The organism is Stenotrophomonas sp. YJH_SMC_80 (genome assembly GCF_059372495.1).
Window position 1 is genome coordinate 1 of sequence record NZ_JCAFVP010000028.1, and the last position, 17,103, is coordinate 17,103.

Sequence of the window (17,103 nt, forward strand, 5' to 3'; positions counted from 1 at the left end):
GATCATGTTCTTGACGTAGTCAGCATGGCCCGGGCAATCGACGTGGGCGTAGTGACGGACCGGGGATTCGTATTCGACGTGCGCGGTCGAGATCGTGATACCACGAGCCTTTTCTTCCGGAGCGGCGTCGATCGAGGAGTAATCCTTGAACTCGCCACCGAAGCGCTCGGCACCGATCTTGGTCAGTGCGGCGGTCAGCGTGGTCTTGCCGTGATCGACGTGACCGATGGTGCCGACGTTGACGTGCGGCTTGGTGCGCTCGAACTTACCCTTTGCCATTGTTCTATACCTTGATTGTTCGTAAGTGGTTTCAAGAGAGGCTGAGCGAGGCTCAGCCCTTCTTCATGACGGCTTCGGCGATGTTGGTCGGAGCCGGCTCGTAGTGATCGAATTCCATGGTGAAGGTGGCGCGGCCCTGGGTCTGCGAACGCAGCGCAGTGGCGTAGCCGAACATTTCACCCAGCGGGATCATCGCGTTGATGATGCTGGCCGAACCGTCACCGGTGGTGTCGGAACCCTGCAGCACGCCGCGACGACGGCTGACGTCGCCCATCACGTCACCCTGGTAATCCTCCGGGGTCACGATCTCGACCTTCATGATCGGCTCCAGCAGCACCGGCTTGGCCTTGGCGAAGCCCTGCTTGAAGGCCATCGACGAAGCCAGCTTGAACGCCATTTCCGAGGAGTCGACGTCGTGGTACGAACCGAACACCAGCTTCACCTTGACGTCCACGACCGGGAAGCCAGCCAGCGGACCGCTGGTGATGGTTTCGCGCAGGCCCTTTTCAACCGACGGAATGAATTCCTTCGGGATCACGCCGCCGGTGATGTCGTTGATGAACAGGAAGTCGTCCTTGATGGCCGGAGCCAGCTTCGGATCGGCACGGTCGGCAGCGGTGATCGGCGACAGTTCGATCACGACGTGACCGTACTGACCCTTACCACCGGACTGCTTGGCGTGCTTGTAGTCCGACTTGACGTCGGCCAGGGTGATGGTTTCGCGGTAGGCCACCTGCGGCGCGCCGACGTTGGCTTCAACGTTGAACTCGCGCTTCAGGCGGTCGACGATGATGTCCAGGTGCAGCTCGCCCATGCCCGAGATGATGGTCTGGCCGGATTCTTCGTCGGTCTTGACGCGGAACGACGGATCTTCCTGCGCCAGACGGCCCAGGGCCAGACCCATCTTTTCCTGGTCCGACTTGGTCTTCGGCTCGACGGCCATCGAGATCACCGGCTCCGGGAACGTCATACGCTCCAGGATGATCGGGGCGTCCACGGCGCACAGGGTGTCACCGGTGGTGGTGTCCTTCAGGCCCACGGCAGCGGCGATGTCACCGGCCAGAACTTCCTTGATTTCCTCGCGGTTGTTCGAGTGCATCTGCAGGATGCGGCCGATGCGCTCCTTCTTGCCCTTCACCGAGTTCAGCACGGTGTCGCCACCGTTCAGGGTGCCCGAGTAGACACGGAAGAAGGTCAGCGCGCCGACGAACGGGTCGGTGATGATCTTGAAGGCCAGCGACGAGAACGGAGCCTTGTCGTCGGACTTGCGGGTCATTTCGACGGTGTCGTCGTCAACGTCCACGCCCTTCACGTCCGGCACGTCGACCGGCGACGGCAGCAGCTGGATCACGCCGTCCAGCATGGCCTGCACGCCCTTGTTCTTGAAGGCCGAGCCGCAGTACATCGGCACGATCTCGGTCGCCAGGGTACGGGTACGCAGGGCGTTGATGATTTCGGCCTCGGCCAGCTCTTCGCCGCCCAGGTACTTTTCCATCAGCTCTTCGCTGGCTTCGGCAGCGGTCTCGACCATGAACTGGCGAGCCTCTTCCGCAGCCGCCTGCAGATCGGCCGGGATGTCGCTGTACTCGAACTTCATGCCCTGCGAAGCCTCATCCCAGTGGATGGCCTTCATCTTCAGCAGGTCGACGACGCCCTTGAAGTTGTCTTCAGCGCCGATCGGCAGCTGCATCGGCACGGCAACCGCGCCCAGCTTGGCCTTCAGCTGGCCGACGACCTTCTGGAAGTTGGCACCGGTGCGGTCCATCTTGTTGACGAACGCGATGCGCGGCACGTGGTACTTGTTGGCCTGGCGCCACACGGTTTCCGACTGCGGCTGCACGCCACCGACGGCGCACAGGACGAAGACGGCACCGTCGAGCACGCGCAGCGAGCGCTCCACTTCGATGGTGAAGTCGACGTGCCCGGGGGTGTCGATGATGTTGAAGCGGTGCTCCGGCAGGGACTTGTCCATGCCCTTCCAGAACGCGGTGGTGGCAGCGGACTGGATCGTGATGCCACGCTCCTGCTCCTGCTCCATCCAGTCCATGGTGGCGGCGCCGTCATGCACTTCACCGATCTTGTGGCTCTTGCCGGTGTAGAACAGGATGCGCTCGGACGTGGTGGTCTTGCCGGCATCGATGTGAGCCATGATGCCGAAGTTACGGTAACGCTCGATGGGAGTGGAACGGGCCACGGGAGCCTCTCAGATTTCTTGGATTTCGGATGGCCGAACGCCGCCTTTCGGCGGCCTTCGGATTGGCGCAGTCCTTCTGGGACCGCGAGGCAGCACGCACCGAAGTGGTGCTGCCCTGCCTGTTTTACAAGGCCGTCAAACTCACCAGCGGTAGTGGGCGAATGCCTTGTTGGCTTCGGCCATGCGGTGGGTTTCTTCGCGCTTCTTGATGGCGCCGCCACGGTTTTCCGAGGCGTCGATCAGTTCAGCAGCCAGCTTCTTCGGCATGGTGTTCTCACCACGCTTGCGCGCGGAGTCGATCAGCCAGCGCATGGCCAGGGCCATCTTGCGCGACGAACGCACTTCGACCGGCACCTGGTAGGTGGCACCACCGACGCGGCGCGACTTGACTTCGACCGCCGGAGCGACGTTGTCCAGAGCCTTCTGCACCAGTTCAATGGCGTTGGCGCTGCTGTTCTTCTCGGTGATCACGTCCATGGCGCCGTACACGATCTTTTCGGCGACGGACTTCTTGCCACTCTGCATGACCATGTTGATGAAGCGGGCGATGGTTTCGCTTCCGTGCTTCGGATCGGGCAGGACGGAACGCTGCGGAGTATTACCCTTACGCGACATAGTGCTCTCTCCTTATGCCTTCGGACGCTTGGCGCCGTACTTGGAACGGGCCTGGCGACGCTTGGCAACGCCGGCGGCGTCGAGCGAGCCACGAACGGTGTGGTAACGCACACCCGGCAGGTCCTTGACGCGACCGCCGCGGATCAGGACCACGGAGTGCTCCTGCAGGTTGTGGCCTTCACCACCGATGTAGGAAATCACTTCTTCCTGGTTGGTCAGGCGGACCTTGGCAACCTTGCGCAGAGCCGAGTTCGGCTTCTTCGGGGTGGTGGTGTAGACACGGGTGCAGACGCCACGGCGCTGCGGGCACTTGTCGAGCGCCGGCGAGGCACTCTTGTAGGTGGTCGCTTGCCGCGGCTTGCGGACCAGCTGGTTGATCGTCGCCATCAGTAGGTTCTTCTGATTGGTGGCCGGAAAATCCGGCCAGAGATGCGGAAATGTTAAAGCAGGCCAAAATTCTGGCCTGCTGAGACAGACGATTGTAGCAACCTGCCAGGAAAGCAGTCAAACGCCTTCTGTCAAGCCCGTTCCTGATCCCGGAACGTTACTGGGGGGCCTCCATGTACCCCGTTCAGGTTGGCGGGGTGAACCGCAAGCGGTCCACCCTGCCCTGCACCGGTAGAGTCGACTGTCAGTCGACTCTTGATAGCAGTCGACTCTGGATAGCAGTCGACTGACAGTCGACTCTACCCGCCCGGGTGGTCCGGCCCTGAGGCCGGACCCGTGTTTCAGTCTTCCGAGGCCTGTTCAGCTTCGGCTTCAACCACCGGTGCCTCGACCGCGGCCGGGGTGCCGGCAAGGGTCTGCATTTCCGACTCGGTGAGGCCGGAAGCGCCGCGACGGCGGTTGCTGTGGTACGCCAGGCCGGTACCGGCCGGAATCAGGCGACCCACGATGACGTTTTCCTTCAGGCCACGCAGGTTGTCCGAGGTGCCGCGGACGGCCGCTTCGGTCAGCACGCGGGTGGTTTCCTGGAACGACGCGGCCGAGATGAACGATTCGGTCGCCAGCGAGGCCTTGGTGATACCCAGCAGGACCGGATCGAAGTGCGCCGGCAGCTCATTGCGGGCTGCAAGGCGGGCATTCTCCTCGATAACGCGCTGGCGCTCCACCTGTTCGCCGTTCAGGAACTTGCTGCTGCCCTGGTCGGTGATCTCGACCTTGCGCAGCATCTGGCGGGTGATCACCTCGATGTGCTTGTCGTTGATCTTCACGCCCTGCAGGCGGTACACGTCCTGGATTTCCTTCACCAGGTAGGCGGCCAGCGGTTCGACACCCAGCAGGCGCAGGATGTCCTGCGGGCTCGGCTCGCCGTCCACGATGGTTTCACCCTTGGTGACATGCTCGCCTTCGAACACGATGACCTGGCGGTACTTCGGGATCAGCTCTTCGTGCTCCGAACCATCGGTGTCCTTGATGATCAGGCGCTGCTTGCCCTTGGTGTCCTTGCCGAAGCTGATGATGCCCGAACGCTCGGCCAGCACCGCCGGATCCTTCGGCTTGCGCGCTTCGAACAGATCGGCCACGCGCGGCAGACCACCGGTGATGTCGCGGGTCTTCGACGCTTCCTGCGGGATCTTGGCGACCACGTCACCCACGCCGACGGCAGCGCCGTCCTGCAGGTTGACGATCGAGCGCGGCGGCAGCAGGTACTGCGCCGGCAGGTCGGTGCCCGGAATCGACAGGTCGTTGCCCTTGGCGTCGACGATGCGCACGATCGGGCGCAGGTCCTTGGCCTGGGTACCACGACGCTTCGGATCGGTGATTTCGCGCGACGCCAGGCCGGTCAGCTCGTCGGTCTTCTCGATGACGGTGATGCCGTCGACGAAGTCGATGAAGCGGATGAAGCCGGCCACTTCCGACACGATCGGGTGGTTATGCGGATCCCAGTTGGCCACGGTCTGGCCAGCCTTGATCGCATCACCGTCCTTGGACGTGATGGTCGCACCGTACGGCAGCTTGTAACGCTCACGCTCACGGCCGTGGGCATCGAGCACCGAGATTTCGCCCGAGCGCGACACTGCCACCAGCGAGCCGTTGGCATGCTCGACCGACTTGAGGTTGCTGAACTTGACCGAGCCGGTGGTCTTGACGGTGATGTTGTCGACCGCAGCAGCTCGCGACGCCGCACCACCGATGTGGAACGTACGCATGGTCAGCTGGGTACCCGGCTCACCGATGGACTGGGCGGCGATGACGCCGACCGCTTCACCGATGTTGACCAGGTGGCCACGGGCCAGGTCGCGGCCGTAGCAGCGCGAGCAGACGCCGAAGGCCGATTCGCAGGAGATGGTCGAGCGGACCTTGATGGTCTGCACGCCGGCGTCTTCCAGCTTGGCAACCCAGGCTTCGTCCAGCAGGGTGTTGCGGGTGACGATCGGATCTTCGTCGTTGCCCGGCAGGAACACGTCCTCGGCAACCACGCGACCCAGCACGCGGTCCTTCAGCGGCTCGACCACGTCGCCGCCTTCCACGATCGGGGTCATGATCAGGCCTTCGGTGGTACCGCAATCCACCTCGGTGATCACCACGTCCTGTGCCACGTCGACCAGACGACGGGTCAGGTAACCCGAGTTCGCGGTCTTCAGCGCGGTATCGGCCAGACCCTTACGGGCACCGTGGGTGGAGTTGAAGTACTCCTGCACGTTCAGGCCTTCGCGGAAGTTCGCCTTGATGGGCGTCTCGATGATCGAGCCGTCCGGGCGGGCCATCAGGCCACGCATGCCGGCCAGCTGACGGATCTGCGCCTGCGAACCACGCGCACCGGAGTCGGCCATGATGTACAGCGAGTTCATCGACTTCTGGTCGATGGTCTCACCCTTGGCATTGACCACCTTCTCGGTACCGATGGTGTCCATCATCGCCTTGGCGATGCGCTCGTTGGTGCGCGACCAGATGTCGACCACCTTGTTGTAGCGCTCGCCGGCGGTGACCAGGCCCGACTGGTACTGCTCCTGGATTTCCAGCACTTCGGCTTCGGCCTCGGTGAGGATGCCCTTCTTCTCGTCCGGGATCAGCATGTCGTCGATGCCGATCGAGACGCCGGCGCGGGTCGCGTAGGCGAAGCCGGTGTACATCAGCTTGTCGGCGAACACGACCGTGTCCTTCAGGCCCAGCTGGCGGTAGCTGGAGTTGATCAGGCGGCTGATGTTCTTCTTGGTCAGCTCGGTGTTGGCCAGCGCGAACGGCAGGCCTTCCGGCAGGATTTCAGCCAGCAGGGCGCGACCGATCGTGGTGTCCACGATCGAGGTCTTGTTCTGCTTGTTGCCGTCTTCGTCGGTCACCACTTCGGTGATGCGGACCTTGACGCGCGCGTGCAGTTCCACCACGCGGTTGTCGTAGGCACGCTTCACTTCGGCGATGTTGGCGAAGGCCATGCCCTCGCCCTTCTTGTTTTCCAGCGAGCGGGTCATGTAGTACAGACCCAGCACGACGTCCTGCGACGGCACGATGATCGGCTCGCCGTTGGCCGGCGACAGGATGTTGTTGGTCGACATCATCAGCGCACGCGCTTCCAGCTGGGCTTCCAGCGAGAGCGGCACGTGGACGGCCATCTGGTCACCGTCGAAGTCGGCGTTGAACGCGGTGCAGACCAGCGGGTGCAGCTGGATGGCCTTGCCTTCGATCAGCACCGGCTCGAACGCCTGGATACCCAGACGGTGCAGGGTCGGCGCACGGTTCAGCATCACCGGGTGCTCGCGGATGACCTCTTCCAGGATGTCCCAGACTTCGGCTTCTTCGCGCTCGACCAGCTTCTTGGCGGCCTTGATGGTGGTGGCCAGGCCACGACGCTGCAGCTTGGCGAAGACGAACGGCTTGAACAGCTCGAGCGCCATCTTCTTCGGCAGGCCGCACTGGTGCAGGCGCAGGTACGGGCCGACCACGATGACCGAACGGCCCGAGTAGTCGACGCGCTTGCCGAGCAGGTTCTGGCGGAAGCGACCCTGCTTGCCCTTGATCATGTCGGCCAGCGACTTCAGCGGGCGCTTGTTGGTGCCGGTGATGGCACGGCCACGACGGCCGTTGTCCAGCAGCGCATCGACCGACTCCTGCAGCATGCGCTTTTCATTGCGCACGATGATGTCCGGCGCGCTCAGTTCGAGCAGGCGGCGCAGGCGGTTGTTGCGGTTGATGACGCGGCGGTACAGGTCGTTCAGGTCGGAGGTCGCGAAGCGGCCGCCATCCAGCGGGACCAGCGGACGCAGGTCCGGCGGCAGCACCGGCAGCACGGTCATGACCATCCATTCCGGACGGTTGCCCGATTCCAGGAAGGCTTCGATCAGCTTGATGCGCTTGGTGAGGCGCTTGAGCTTGGTTTCCGAACCGGTAGCGGCGATTTCCTCGCGCAGGCGGGTCATTTCCGACTGCAGGTCGATCGTGCGCAGCAGTTCGTACACGGCCTCGGCGCCCATCGCGGCGTCGAAGTCGTCACCGTGCTCCTGGCGGGCCTGCAGGTACTGTTCCTCGGTCAGCAGCTGGCGGCGCTCCAGGGCGGTCAGGCCCGGCTCGGTCACCACGTAGGCTTCGAAGTACAGCACGCGCTCGATGTCGCGCAGGGTCATGTCCAGCATCAGGCCGATGCGCGACGGCAGCGACTTCAGGAACCAGATGTGCGCGACCGGCGAGGCCAGGTCGATGTGGCCCATGCGCTCGCGGCGCACCTTGGCCAGGGTCACTTCGGTACCGCACTTTTCGCAGACCACGCCGCGGTGCTTCATGCGCTTGTACTTGCCGCACAGGCACTCGTAGTCCTTCACCGGGCCGAAGATGGCGGCGCAGAACAGGCCGTCGCGTTCCGGCTTGAAGGTACGGTAGTTGATGGTTTCCGGCTTCTTCACTTCGCCGAAGGACCACGAACGGATCAGGTCCGGCGAAGCCAGCGCGATCTTGATCGCGTCGAAGTCCAGCGTCTGGCGCTGCTGGTTGAAGAGGTTGAGCAGGTCTTTCATGGTGTTCTCCAGAAGGAGGAATGCTGTGTCGATGGGCTTTCAGTTCACTGCCAGCGGCGCGGCGGCGTTGGCCGCCGCGCCGGCATGGATCAGTTGTCTTCCAGTTCCATGTTGATGGCCAGCGAGCGGATTTCCTTCACGAGCACGTTGAAGGATTCCGGCATGCCCGCGACCATCTCGTGCTCACCGTCGACGATGTTCTTGTACATCTGGTTGCGGCCCTGCACGTCATCGGACTTCACCGTCAGCATTTCCTGCAGGGTGTAGGCCGCGCCGTAGGCTTCCAGCGCCCAGACTTCCATTTCACCGAAGCGCTGGCCGCCGAACTGCGCCTTGCCGCCCAGCGGCTGCTGGGTGACGAGCGAGTACGGACCGGTCGAACGGGCGTGCATCTTGTCGTCGACCAGGTGGTTCAGCTTCAGGTAGTGCATATAACCGACGGTGGTGTGGCGATCGAACGCTTCACCGGTGCGGCCGTCGTACAGCTGGGTCTGGCCACTGCTCGGCAGGTCGGCCAGTTCCAGCATGCGCTTGATTTCCGCTTCGGTGGCACCGTCGAACACCGGGGTGGCCATCGGCACGCCGTCGGTGAGGTTACGGGCCAGACGCAGCAGTTCCTCGTCGCTGAACTGCGACAGGTCGACACGGTTGGCCACGTTGGTGTCGTCGTGGTTGTAGATGTCGTCCAGGAACTTGCGCAGGTCGGCAACCGCCGCCTGGGCTTCCATCATCGCCTGGATCTTGCGGCCCAGGCCCTTGGCCGCCCAGCCCAGGTGCACTTCCAGGATCTGGCCGATGTTCATACGCGACGGCACGCCCAGCGGGTTCAGCACGATGTCCACGGTTTCGCCCGAGGCCATGTACGGCATGTCCTCGACCGGCACCACGTTGGAGACCACACCCTTGTTACCGTGGCGGCCTGCCATCTTGTCGCCCGGCTGGATGCGGCGCTTCACGGCCAGGAACACCTTGACCATCTTCAGCACGCCCGGGGCGAGGTCGTCACCGGCGGTGATCTTGCCGCGCTTGTCGGCGAAGCGACGCTCGAATTCCTTCTCGTGCGCCTGGATCTGCTTCTGCGCGCGCTCGATGGCTTCCGAAGCGTCCTCGTCCTTCATGCGCAGGGCGAACCAGTCAGCCTTCTTCAGGCCGTCCAGGAAGGCGTCGGTGATCACGTCACCCTTCTTCAGGCCAGCGCCACCGTTGACCACCTTGCCCACGATCTGCGAACGCAGACGCATGTAGATGGCGGCTTCCAGGATGCGGAACTGGTCGTCGAAGTCCTTCTTGACGCGCTTGATTTCAGACTCTTCGATCTGGCGGGCGCGCTTGTCCTTCTCGATGCCGTCGCGGGTGAAGACCTGCACGTCGATGACGGTGCCGTCCATGCCCGGCGGAACGCGCAGCGAGCTGTCCTTAACGTCCGAAGCCTTCTCGCCGAAGATCGCGCGCAGCAGCTTCTCTTCCGGAGTCAGCTGGCTTTCGCCCTTCGGGGTGACCTTGCCGACCATGATGTCGCCGGCGCGGACTTCCGCACCGATGTACACCACGCCGCTCTCGTCCAGGCGGTTCAGCGCCTGCTCGGAGACATTCGGGATGTCGGCGGAGATTTCCTCCGGCCCCAGCTTGGTGTCACGCGCGACGCAGGTCAGCTCTTCGATGTGGATCGTGGTGTAACGATCCTCTTCCACCACGCGCTCGGAGAGCAGGATGGAGTCTTCGAAGTTGTAGCCGTTCCACGGCATGAACGCGATCAGCATGTTCTGGCCCAGGGCCAGTTCGCCGATGTCGGTGGACGGACCGTCGGCCAGCACGTCGCCGCGGGCGATGACGTCACCCACCTGGACCAGCGGACGCTGGTTGATGCAGGTGTTCTGGTTCGAACGGGTGTACTTGACCAGGTTGTAGATGTCCACGCCTGCATCGGTGGCGCCAACGATCTCTTCCTCGTTGACCTTGACCACGATGCGGGCCGCGTCGATCTGCACGATCTCGCCACCACGGCGGGCGTTCACGGTCACACCGGAGTCACGCGCCACGGCGCGCTCGATGCCGGTACCGACCAGCGGCTTCTGCGCACGCAGGGTCGGCACCGCCTGACGCTGCATGTTGGCGCCCATCAGTGCGCGGTTCGCGTCATCGTGCTCCAGGAACGGAACCAGCGCGGCCGCGATCGACACGGTCTGCATCGGCGAGACGTCCATGAAGTGGACTTCCGCCGGCGGCTTCAGCAGCGATTCGCCCTGGAAGCGGCACGGAACGAACTGCTCGGTCAGGGTGCCCTTGGCATCGGTCAGCGCGTTGGCCTGCGCAATGACGTACTCGTTTTCTTCGATCGCCGACAGGAACTCGACTTCGTCATAGACCTTGCCGTCCACGACCTTGCGGTACGGAGTCTCGAGGAAACCGTACTGGTTGGTGCGGGCGTACACGGCCAGCGAATTGATCAGGCCGATGTTCGGGCCTTCCGGGGTTTCGATGGTGCAGACGCGGCCGTAATGGGTCGGGTGCACGTCGCGCACTTCGAAGCCGGCGCGCTCACGGGTCAGGCCGCCCGGGCCCAGGGCCGAGACGCGACGCTTGTGGGTCACTTCCGACAGCGGGTTGTTCTGGTCCATGAACTGCGACAGCTGCGAGGAGCCGAAGAACTCCTTGATGGCAGCGGCAACCGGCTTGGCGTTGATCAGCTCCTGCGGGGTCAGGCCTTCGGACTCGGCCATCGACAGGCGCTCCTTGACCGCGCGCTCGACGCGGACCAGGCCGACGCGGAACACGTTTTCGGCCATTTCGCCGACCGAACGCACGCGACGGTTGCCCAGGTGGTCGATATCGTCGACCACGCCGCGACCGTTGCGGATCTCGGTCAGGACCTTGATCACGTCCAGGATGTCGGAGCTGTCGCCGTGGGCGGCGACCAGGCGCTTGGACTCTTCGTCGTTGCGCTCACCGAAGTACTTGCTGTCGTACAGCACGGCTTCGCCGGTGGTTTCCTTGCGGCCCACGCGGCGGTTGAACTTCATGCGGCCGACCGCGGACAGGTCGTAGCGCTCGAAGGTGAAGAACAGGTTGTGGAACAGGTTCTGCGCAGCGTCCTTGGTCGGCGGCTCGCCCGGACGCATCATGCGGTAGATCTCGACCAGGGCTTCCAGCTGGGTCTTGGTCGGGTCGATGCGCAGGGTGTTGGACAGGTACGGGCCACGATCCAGATCGTTCACCCACAGGGTGCCCACGGCATCCACACCGGCCTTGCGGAAGGCCTGCAGCTGCTCGTCGGTGATCTCGTCATTGGCCTGGGCCAGCAGTTCGCCGGTCGAGGCGTCAACCACGTCGTGCGACAGGATGCGGCCGACGATGTAGTCGTCCGGCACGGCCAGGGCGGCGATGCCCGAGGCTTCCAGCTGCTTGATGTGGCGCGCGGTGATGCGCTTGCCGGCTTCCACGATGACCTTGTCGCCGTCGGCGAGGTCGAAGCCCAGGGTTTCGCCACGCAGGCGCTCCGGCACCAGCTCCAGCTGGACGCCTTCATCCGGGTTGATGTGGAAGGTGTTGATCTCGAAGAACTCGGCCAGCATCTCTTCGTTGCTGTAGCCGAGCGCGCGCAGCAGGATCGACACCGGCAGCTTGCGGCGACGGTCGATACGGGTGAACAGCGCGTCCTTCGGGTCGAACTCGAAGTCCAGCCAGGAGCCGCGGTAAGGAATGATGCGGGCGCTGTACAGCAGCTTGCCCGAGCTGTGGGTCTTGCCACGATCGTGGTCGAAGAACACGCCCGGCGAGCGGTGCAGCTGCGAGACGATGACGCGCTCGGTGCCGTTGACGATGAAGGTGCCGTTCTCGGTCATCAGCGGGATTTCGCCCAGATAGACCTCCTGCTCCTTCACGTACTTGATGGCCTTGGTCGACGACTCACGGTCGTAGATCACCAGGCGCACGGTCACGCGCAGCGGGGCGCCGTAGCTCATGCCACGCTGGCGGCACTCGCGCTCGTCGAAGACCGGTTCGCCCAGCTTGTAGCCGACGTATTCCAGGGCAGCGTTGCCGCTGTAGCTGGCGATCGGGAAGACCGACTTCAGCGCAGCATGCAGGCCGTGGTCCGTGCGCTTGGCCGGATCGACGTTTTCCTGCAGGAATTCACGATAGGAATCCACTTGGATGGCGAGCAGGAACGGCACTTCGAGAATCGAGCGCTGCTTGCCGAAATCCTTGCGGATACGCTTTTTTTCGGTGAACGAATAGGACGTCATGAGGTCTTCCACCTTGTTGTGCGGATCGTGCGCCCACGATCCGAAGGGAACTTGAAATTGTCAGTTGGAAGTCGCTGGTATTGCCGGCACCAGCACGCCTTCTCCCGCTACTTCCAACTGCCAACTCGTCTGCTACCACGCCCCTGCTGCCGCGCACTGCGCTGGCCGGCGGGGTTTGACTGCAGCCCGTGTTGGGCTTTTTGCTGCATTTGAAACGGTAGAGTCGACTGTTAGTCGACTTCCTTCACAGCAGTCGACTAACAGTCGACTCTACCGACACCGCAACAACGACCAAAGGCCGGGGGCTTACGCCCCCAGCCTTGGCTGCATCGCCGTGAATCGGTGACGATGCAAGGTAACTGCTTACTTGACTTCGACAGTCGCGCCAGCAGCTTCCAGGTCCTTCTTCATCTTCTCGGCGTCTTCCTTCGAAGCGCCTTCCTTCAGGACGCCACCGGCTTCGGCCAGGTCCTTCGCTTCCTTCAGGCCCAGGCCGGTGATGGCGCGGACGGCCTTGATGACTTCGACCTTCTTGTCGCCGGCCGACTTCAGGGTGACGGTGAACTCGGTCTGCTCTTCAGCGGCAACGGCCGGGCCGGCGTTGACAGCCACGGCGACCGGAGCAGCGGCGGAGACGCCGAACTTCTCTTCGATGGCCTTGACCAGCTCCATCACTTCCATCAGGGACTTCTCGGCGATGGCGTCGACGATCTGTTCGTTGGTAAGGGACATGATTAATACCTTTGGATGATTTTCTGGGTTGAGGTTCCGTCAGGAACCACGGTAAGTCGAAACTCAGGCGGTCTCGGCGGCCGGTTCGGCAGCGTCGGCGGCGACGTCGCCACCACCCTGCTTCTCGCCAACGGCCTTGATGGCGCGGGCAAACATCGTGACCGGCTCGGTCAGGACGCGGGCCAGCATGGCCAGGGCCTGGTCGCGGGTCGGCAGCGAGGCCAGCACGTCGACGTGGCTTGCCGGGAACACTTCGCCACCGATGGCGACGACCTTAGCCTTCAGCTTGTCGTTGCCCTTGGCGGCTTCCTTGATCAGGCGACCGGCAGCGCCGGGCTCCTCGAGCGAGAACGCGTACAGCAGCGGACCAACCATCTGGTCCTGGGCGACTGCGAACTCGGTGCCTTCAACGGCGCGCGAAGCCAGGGTGTTCTTGACAACCTTCAAGAAAACACCGGTTTCACGAGCCTGCTTGCGCATCGCGGTCATCTGGGCGACCGTGGTGCCAGCGTATTCGGCTGCGATCAAGGAGTGGGCCTTGGCGGCGACGTCTGCCAGCTCGGCGACTACTTCTTGCTTCTGGGACAGATTGAGAGCCATTGCACTCCTCCTATTGAACTCCGCTTACGGCTCCTGCCGTGTGCGGTCCTGTGCGGCATCCGTCCTGGACGCCGGGAACATCGGGATGATGTTCCGGGGGTGGGCCGTTCTAGACCTGGAGTGGGCCAACCTGGGAAATCCCAGACGTGCGTGAACCAGAAAAACTCCAGAAGGGCACCATCTACGCAGGGTGATTCCGGGGAATCGATTAAGCGCTCATGACTGCTCCGGCGGCGACTCCTTGCCAGATCGAGCTTCCGTGCCCGTCGCCGGTATTGCCACGACCGCGCCTGCGGTCTTTGACGGCTACCGCGGGCGATGCACTGCCAACGATGCCTTCAAATGTCACGGTCACGGCACCGAAGGTACCGTGACCGCTTGAAACAATTACTTCAGGGTCAGCGACGACTGGTCGACGGTGACGCCCGGGCCCATCGTCGAGCTGACCGAAACCTTCTGCAGGTAGGTGCCCTTCGAGGTGGCCGGCTTGGCCTTGATCAGGTCCAGCAGCAGCGCGGTCAGGTTCGACTTCAGCGCGTCTTCGGCGAAGTCGGCCTTGCCGATGGTGCAGTGGATGATGCCGGCCTTGTCGGTGCGGTAACGGACCTGACCCGACTTGGCGTTCTTCACGGCTTCACCCGGGTTCGGGGAAACGGTGCCGACCTTCGGGTTCGGCATCAGGCCGCGCGGACCCAGCACGGTGCCCAGCTTACCGACGACGCGCATGGCGTCCGGGGTCGCGATGACGACGTCGTAGTTCAGATCGCCGGCCTGCATCTTCTCGGCCAGATCATCCATACCGACGGCTTCGGCGCCAGCGGCCAGGGCTTCATCAGCCTTGGCACCGGCCGGAGCGAACACGGCGACGCGGACCGACTTGCCGGTACCGGCCGGCAGCACGGTGGAGCCACGGACCTGCTGGTCGGACTTCTTCGCATCGACGCCCAGGCGCACAGCGACGTCGATCGACTCGACGAACTTGGCCTTGGTGGCGCTCTTCAGGATGTTGATCGCGTCCTCGAAGGCGTATGCCTTGCCCGGAACGACGGCGGCCTTGATGGCCTTCTCACGCTTGGTCTGTGCCATCTTATTAACCCTCCACCACGAGGCCCATGGAACGGGCAGAGCCAGCGATGGTACGCACGGCGGCGTCCAGATCGGCGGCAGTCAGATCCGGTTCCTTCGCCTTGGCGATCTCTTCCAGCTGCTTACGGGTGACCTTGCCGACCTTCTCGGTGTTCGGGCGCTTGGAGCCCGACGAGATGCCAGCGGCCTTCTTCAGCAGGGTGGTGGCCGGGGTGCTCTTGGTGATGAAGGTGAACGTACGGTCCGAGTAGGCCGTGATGATCACCGGAACCGGCAGACCCGGCTCGAGCTTCTGCGTGGCAGCGTTGAACGCCTTGCAGAATTCCATGATGTTCAGACCGCGCTGACCCAGCGCAGGACCGACCGGCGGCGAGGGGTTGGCCTGACCGGCCTTCACCTGCAGCTTGATGTAACCGACAACTTTCTTTGCCATGTGAGTACTCTCCGGGTGCTAGCGCCTTTCGACAACAGGCTCCCCATCGGACCGGGAATCACGCGTCCCGGCATCGCGTTTTGAAATCATGCTGAAGGCCACCTTGCGGCGGCCTCGTCCTGCTGGCTTCCCAGCGGGGAGCCGCGCACTATATCAGGTTTTTTCTTCACATGCCTGAAGCGGCATATAAACGGACGAAACCGGGCAAGGCCCGGTTCCTGGTTCCGTAGAGTCGAGCTTGCTCGACCGATCAGCAAAGTCGAGCAAGCTCGACTCTACAGCTGGATCAGACGGCCTTTTCGACCTGGCCGAACTCGAGTTCGACCGGAGTGGCACGACCGAAGATCAGCACCGAGACGCGCAGACGGCTCTTCTCGTAGTTGACCTCTTCGACGACGCCATTGAAATCGTTGAACGGGCCGTCGGTGACGCGGACCATCTGGCCCGGCTCGAACAGCACCTTCGGACGCGGCTTCTCGACACCTTCCTGAACGCGGTTCAGGATGGCTTCGGCCTCGGAATCGGCAATCGGCAGCGGACGGTCGGCGGTGCCGCCGATGAAGCCCATCACGCGCGGGGTTTCCTTGACCAGGTGCCAGCTTTCGTTGTCGATGCGCGGAATACCGGCTTCTTCGTGGGTCTCGATCTGGACCAGCACGTAACCCGGGAAAAACTTGCGCTCGGAGCGGCGCTTCTGGCCAGCGCGCATCTCGACCACTTCTTCGGTCGGGACCAGGACATCGCCGAAGCGCTCTTCCATGCCGTCACGGACGATGCGATCGCGCAGAGCCTGCGCCACCGACTTCTCGAAGCCCGAATAGGCGTGAACGACGTACCAACGCTTCATGCAATTCTCCTTAGCGGCTCAGGAACAACTGAACCAGCCACTGAATGACGTAATCGAACCCACCCAGCAACAGACTGAGAATGGTCACCACCACCATCACGACCCAGGTCATGCGGATGGCTTCCTGGCGCGTCGGCCAGACCACCTTGCGCAGTTCGAAGCGCGACTCGGAGAGGAATTCGCGGGTGTCGCGCCCCTTGCCGGTCAGCATGAACACGCCGATACCGCCAACCAGACCGACCACGACCGCCAACGCACGCAGCTGACCCGCCCACGCACCCAGCTGGGTGGCGCGACCGGAGTCGGCGGAGAACCAGAACCAGACGAACAGACCGGCCAGCACCAGCAGCGATGCGGCGACGTACTTGACGATATCCCCGCCGTTGGCGGAGTTGTCCTTGGAGTGTTCGATCTTGCTATTCATCCGGCTGTGTCTGCTTTAGCGGCCCAGGCCGCTGGATAAGGTGGGCAGATGGCACGCCAGGAGGGACTCGAACCCCCAACCTGCGGTTTTGGAGACCGCTGCTCTGCCAATTGAGCTACTGGCGTACGTGTTAAAACTTGCCTTCCCTTAGACGGCGAAGGCGGACCGAGGTTCCCGGCCCGCCATTCGCGTAACCGGCGGCGCTATGCAACCACCGGTACTGCAGGCTTACTCGATGATCTTCGAGACCACGCCGGCGCCGACGGTACGGCCGCCTTCGCGGATAGCGAAGCGCAGGCCTTCGTCCATTGCCACCGGATTGATCAGGGTGACGACCATCTTGACGTTGTCACCCGGCATCACCATTTCGACGCCTTCCGGCAGAGCAGCTGCGCCGGTGATGTCAGTGGTGCGGAAGTAGAACTGCGGACGGTAGCCGTTGAAGAACGGGGTGTGACGGCCGCCCTCGTCCTTCGACAGGACGTAGACTTCGCCTTCGAACTTGGTGTGCGGCTTGATCGAACCCGGCTTGGCCAGGACCTGGCCACGCTCGACGTCGTCACGCTTGGTGCCGCGCAGCAGCAGGCCAGCGTTGTCGCCTGCCTGACCCTGGTCCAGCAGCTTGCGGAACATTTCAACGCCGGTCACGGTGGTCTTCTGCACCGGACGGATGCCGACGATTTCGATTTCGTCGCCAACC

General features: G+C 63.3%; 13 protein-coding genes and 1 tRNA gene. All 14 read right to left on the reverse strand.

All coding sequences use genetic code 11. The features are described 5' to 3' along the window. A partial coding sequence (locus tag AC5P99_RS21215) for a GTP-binding protein (protein WP_256727511.1) occupies window positions 1-279 on the reverse strand: 279 nt, incomplete at its 3' end. 52 nt (window positions 280-331) lie between these two features. Beyond that, window positions 332-2,473 (reverse strand): elongation factor G, encoded by a 2,142-nt coding sequence (gene fusA / locus AC5P99_RS21220; RefSeq protein ID WP_012479235.1) that lies wholly within the window; start codon window positions 2,471-2,473, stop codon window positions 332-334. A gap of 141 nt (window positions 2,474-2,614) precedes the next feature. Next, on the reverse strand, window positions 2,615-3,088 hold the full coding sequence (gene rpsG / locus AC5P99_RS21225; protein ID WP_004145321.1) for a 30S ribosomal protein S7: 474 nt from the start codon (window positions 3,086-3,088) through the stop codon (window positions 2,615-2,617). 12 nt (window positions 3,089-3,100) lie between these two features. Next, window positions 3,101-3,475: a 30S ribosomal protein S12 gene (gene rpsL, locus AC5P99_RS21230; RefSeq protein ID WP_004145320.1), complete on the reverse strand. Its 375-nt coding sequence runs from the start codon at window positions 3,473-3,475 to the stop codon at window positions 3,101-3,103. 341 nt (window positions 3,476-3,816) lie between these two features. After that, the gene (gene rpoC / locus AC5P99_RS21235; RefSeq protein WP_005412340.1) at window positions 3,817-8,037 is read right to left on the reverse strand and encodes a DNA-directed RNA polymerase subunit beta'; all 4,221 of its coding nucleotides are present in this window, start codon (window positions 8,035-8,037) and stop codon (window positions 3,817-3,819) included. Window positions 8,038-8,126: 89 nt separating this feature from the next. After that, window positions 8,127-12,281, reverse strand: coding sequence for a DNA-directed RNA polymerase subunit beta (gene rpoB / locus AC5P99_RS21240; protein ID WP_005408205.1), 4,155 nt, complete (start codon window positions 12,279-12,281; stop codon window positions 8,127-8,129). Between the two features lie 363 nt (window positions 12,282-12,644). Then, on the reverse strand, window positions 12,645-13,013 hold the full coding sequence (gene rplL / locus AC5P99_RS21245) for a 50S ribosomal protein L7/L12 (protein ID WP_049403868.1): 369 nt from the start codon (window positions 13,011-13,013) through the stop codon (window positions 12,645-12,647). Window positions 13,014-13,076: 63 nt separating this feature from the next. After that, the gene (gene rplJ / locus AC5P99_RS21250) at window positions 13,077-13,613 is read right to left on the reverse strand and encodes a 50S ribosomal protein L10 (protein ID WP_005408203.1); all 537 of its coding nucleotides are present in this window, start codon (window positions 13,611-13,613) and stop codon (window positions 13,077-13,079) included. Between the two features lie 387 nt (window positions 13,614-14,000). Further along, on the reverse strand, window positions 14,001-14,699 hold the full coding sequence (rplA, locus tag AC5P99_RS21255) for a 50S ribosomal protein L1 (protein WP_004154350.1): 699 nt from the start codon (window positions 14,697-14,699) through the stop codon (window positions 14,001-14,003). Between the two features lie 4 nt (window positions 14,700-14,703). Beyond that, window positions 14,704-15,132 (reverse strand): 50S ribosomal protein L11, encoded by a 429-nt coding sequence (gene rplK, locus AC5P99_RS21260; protein WP_004145248.1) that lies wholly within the window; start codon window positions 15,130-15,132, stop codon window positions 14,704-14,706. 286 nt (window positions 15,133-15,418) lie between these two features. After that, complete coding sequence (gene nusG / locus AC5P99_RS21265) at window positions 15,419-15,979, reverse strand: transcription termination/antitermination protein NusG (protein ID WP_004154362.1); 561 nt, start codon at window positions 15,977-15,979, stop codon at window positions 15,419-15,421. Between the two features lie 10 nt (window positions 15,980-15,989). Further along, window positions 15,990-16,403, reverse strand: coding sequence for a preprotein translocase subunit SecE (secE, locus tag AC5P99_RS21270; protein ID WP_005408202.1), 414 nt, complete (start codon window positions 16,401-16,403; stop codon window positions 15,990-15,992). A 49-nt stretch (window positions 16,404-16,452) separates the two neighbouring features. After that, window positions 16,453-16,528: transfer RNA gene (locus tag AC5P99_RS21275), tRNA-Trp, on the reverse strand. 103 nt (window positions 16,529-16,631) lie between these two features. After that, window positions 16,632-17,103: EF-Tu C-terminal domain-related protein (locus AC5P99_RS21280; protein ID WP_495213346.1), on the reverse strand; the 472-nt coding region annotated here is incomplete at its 5' end.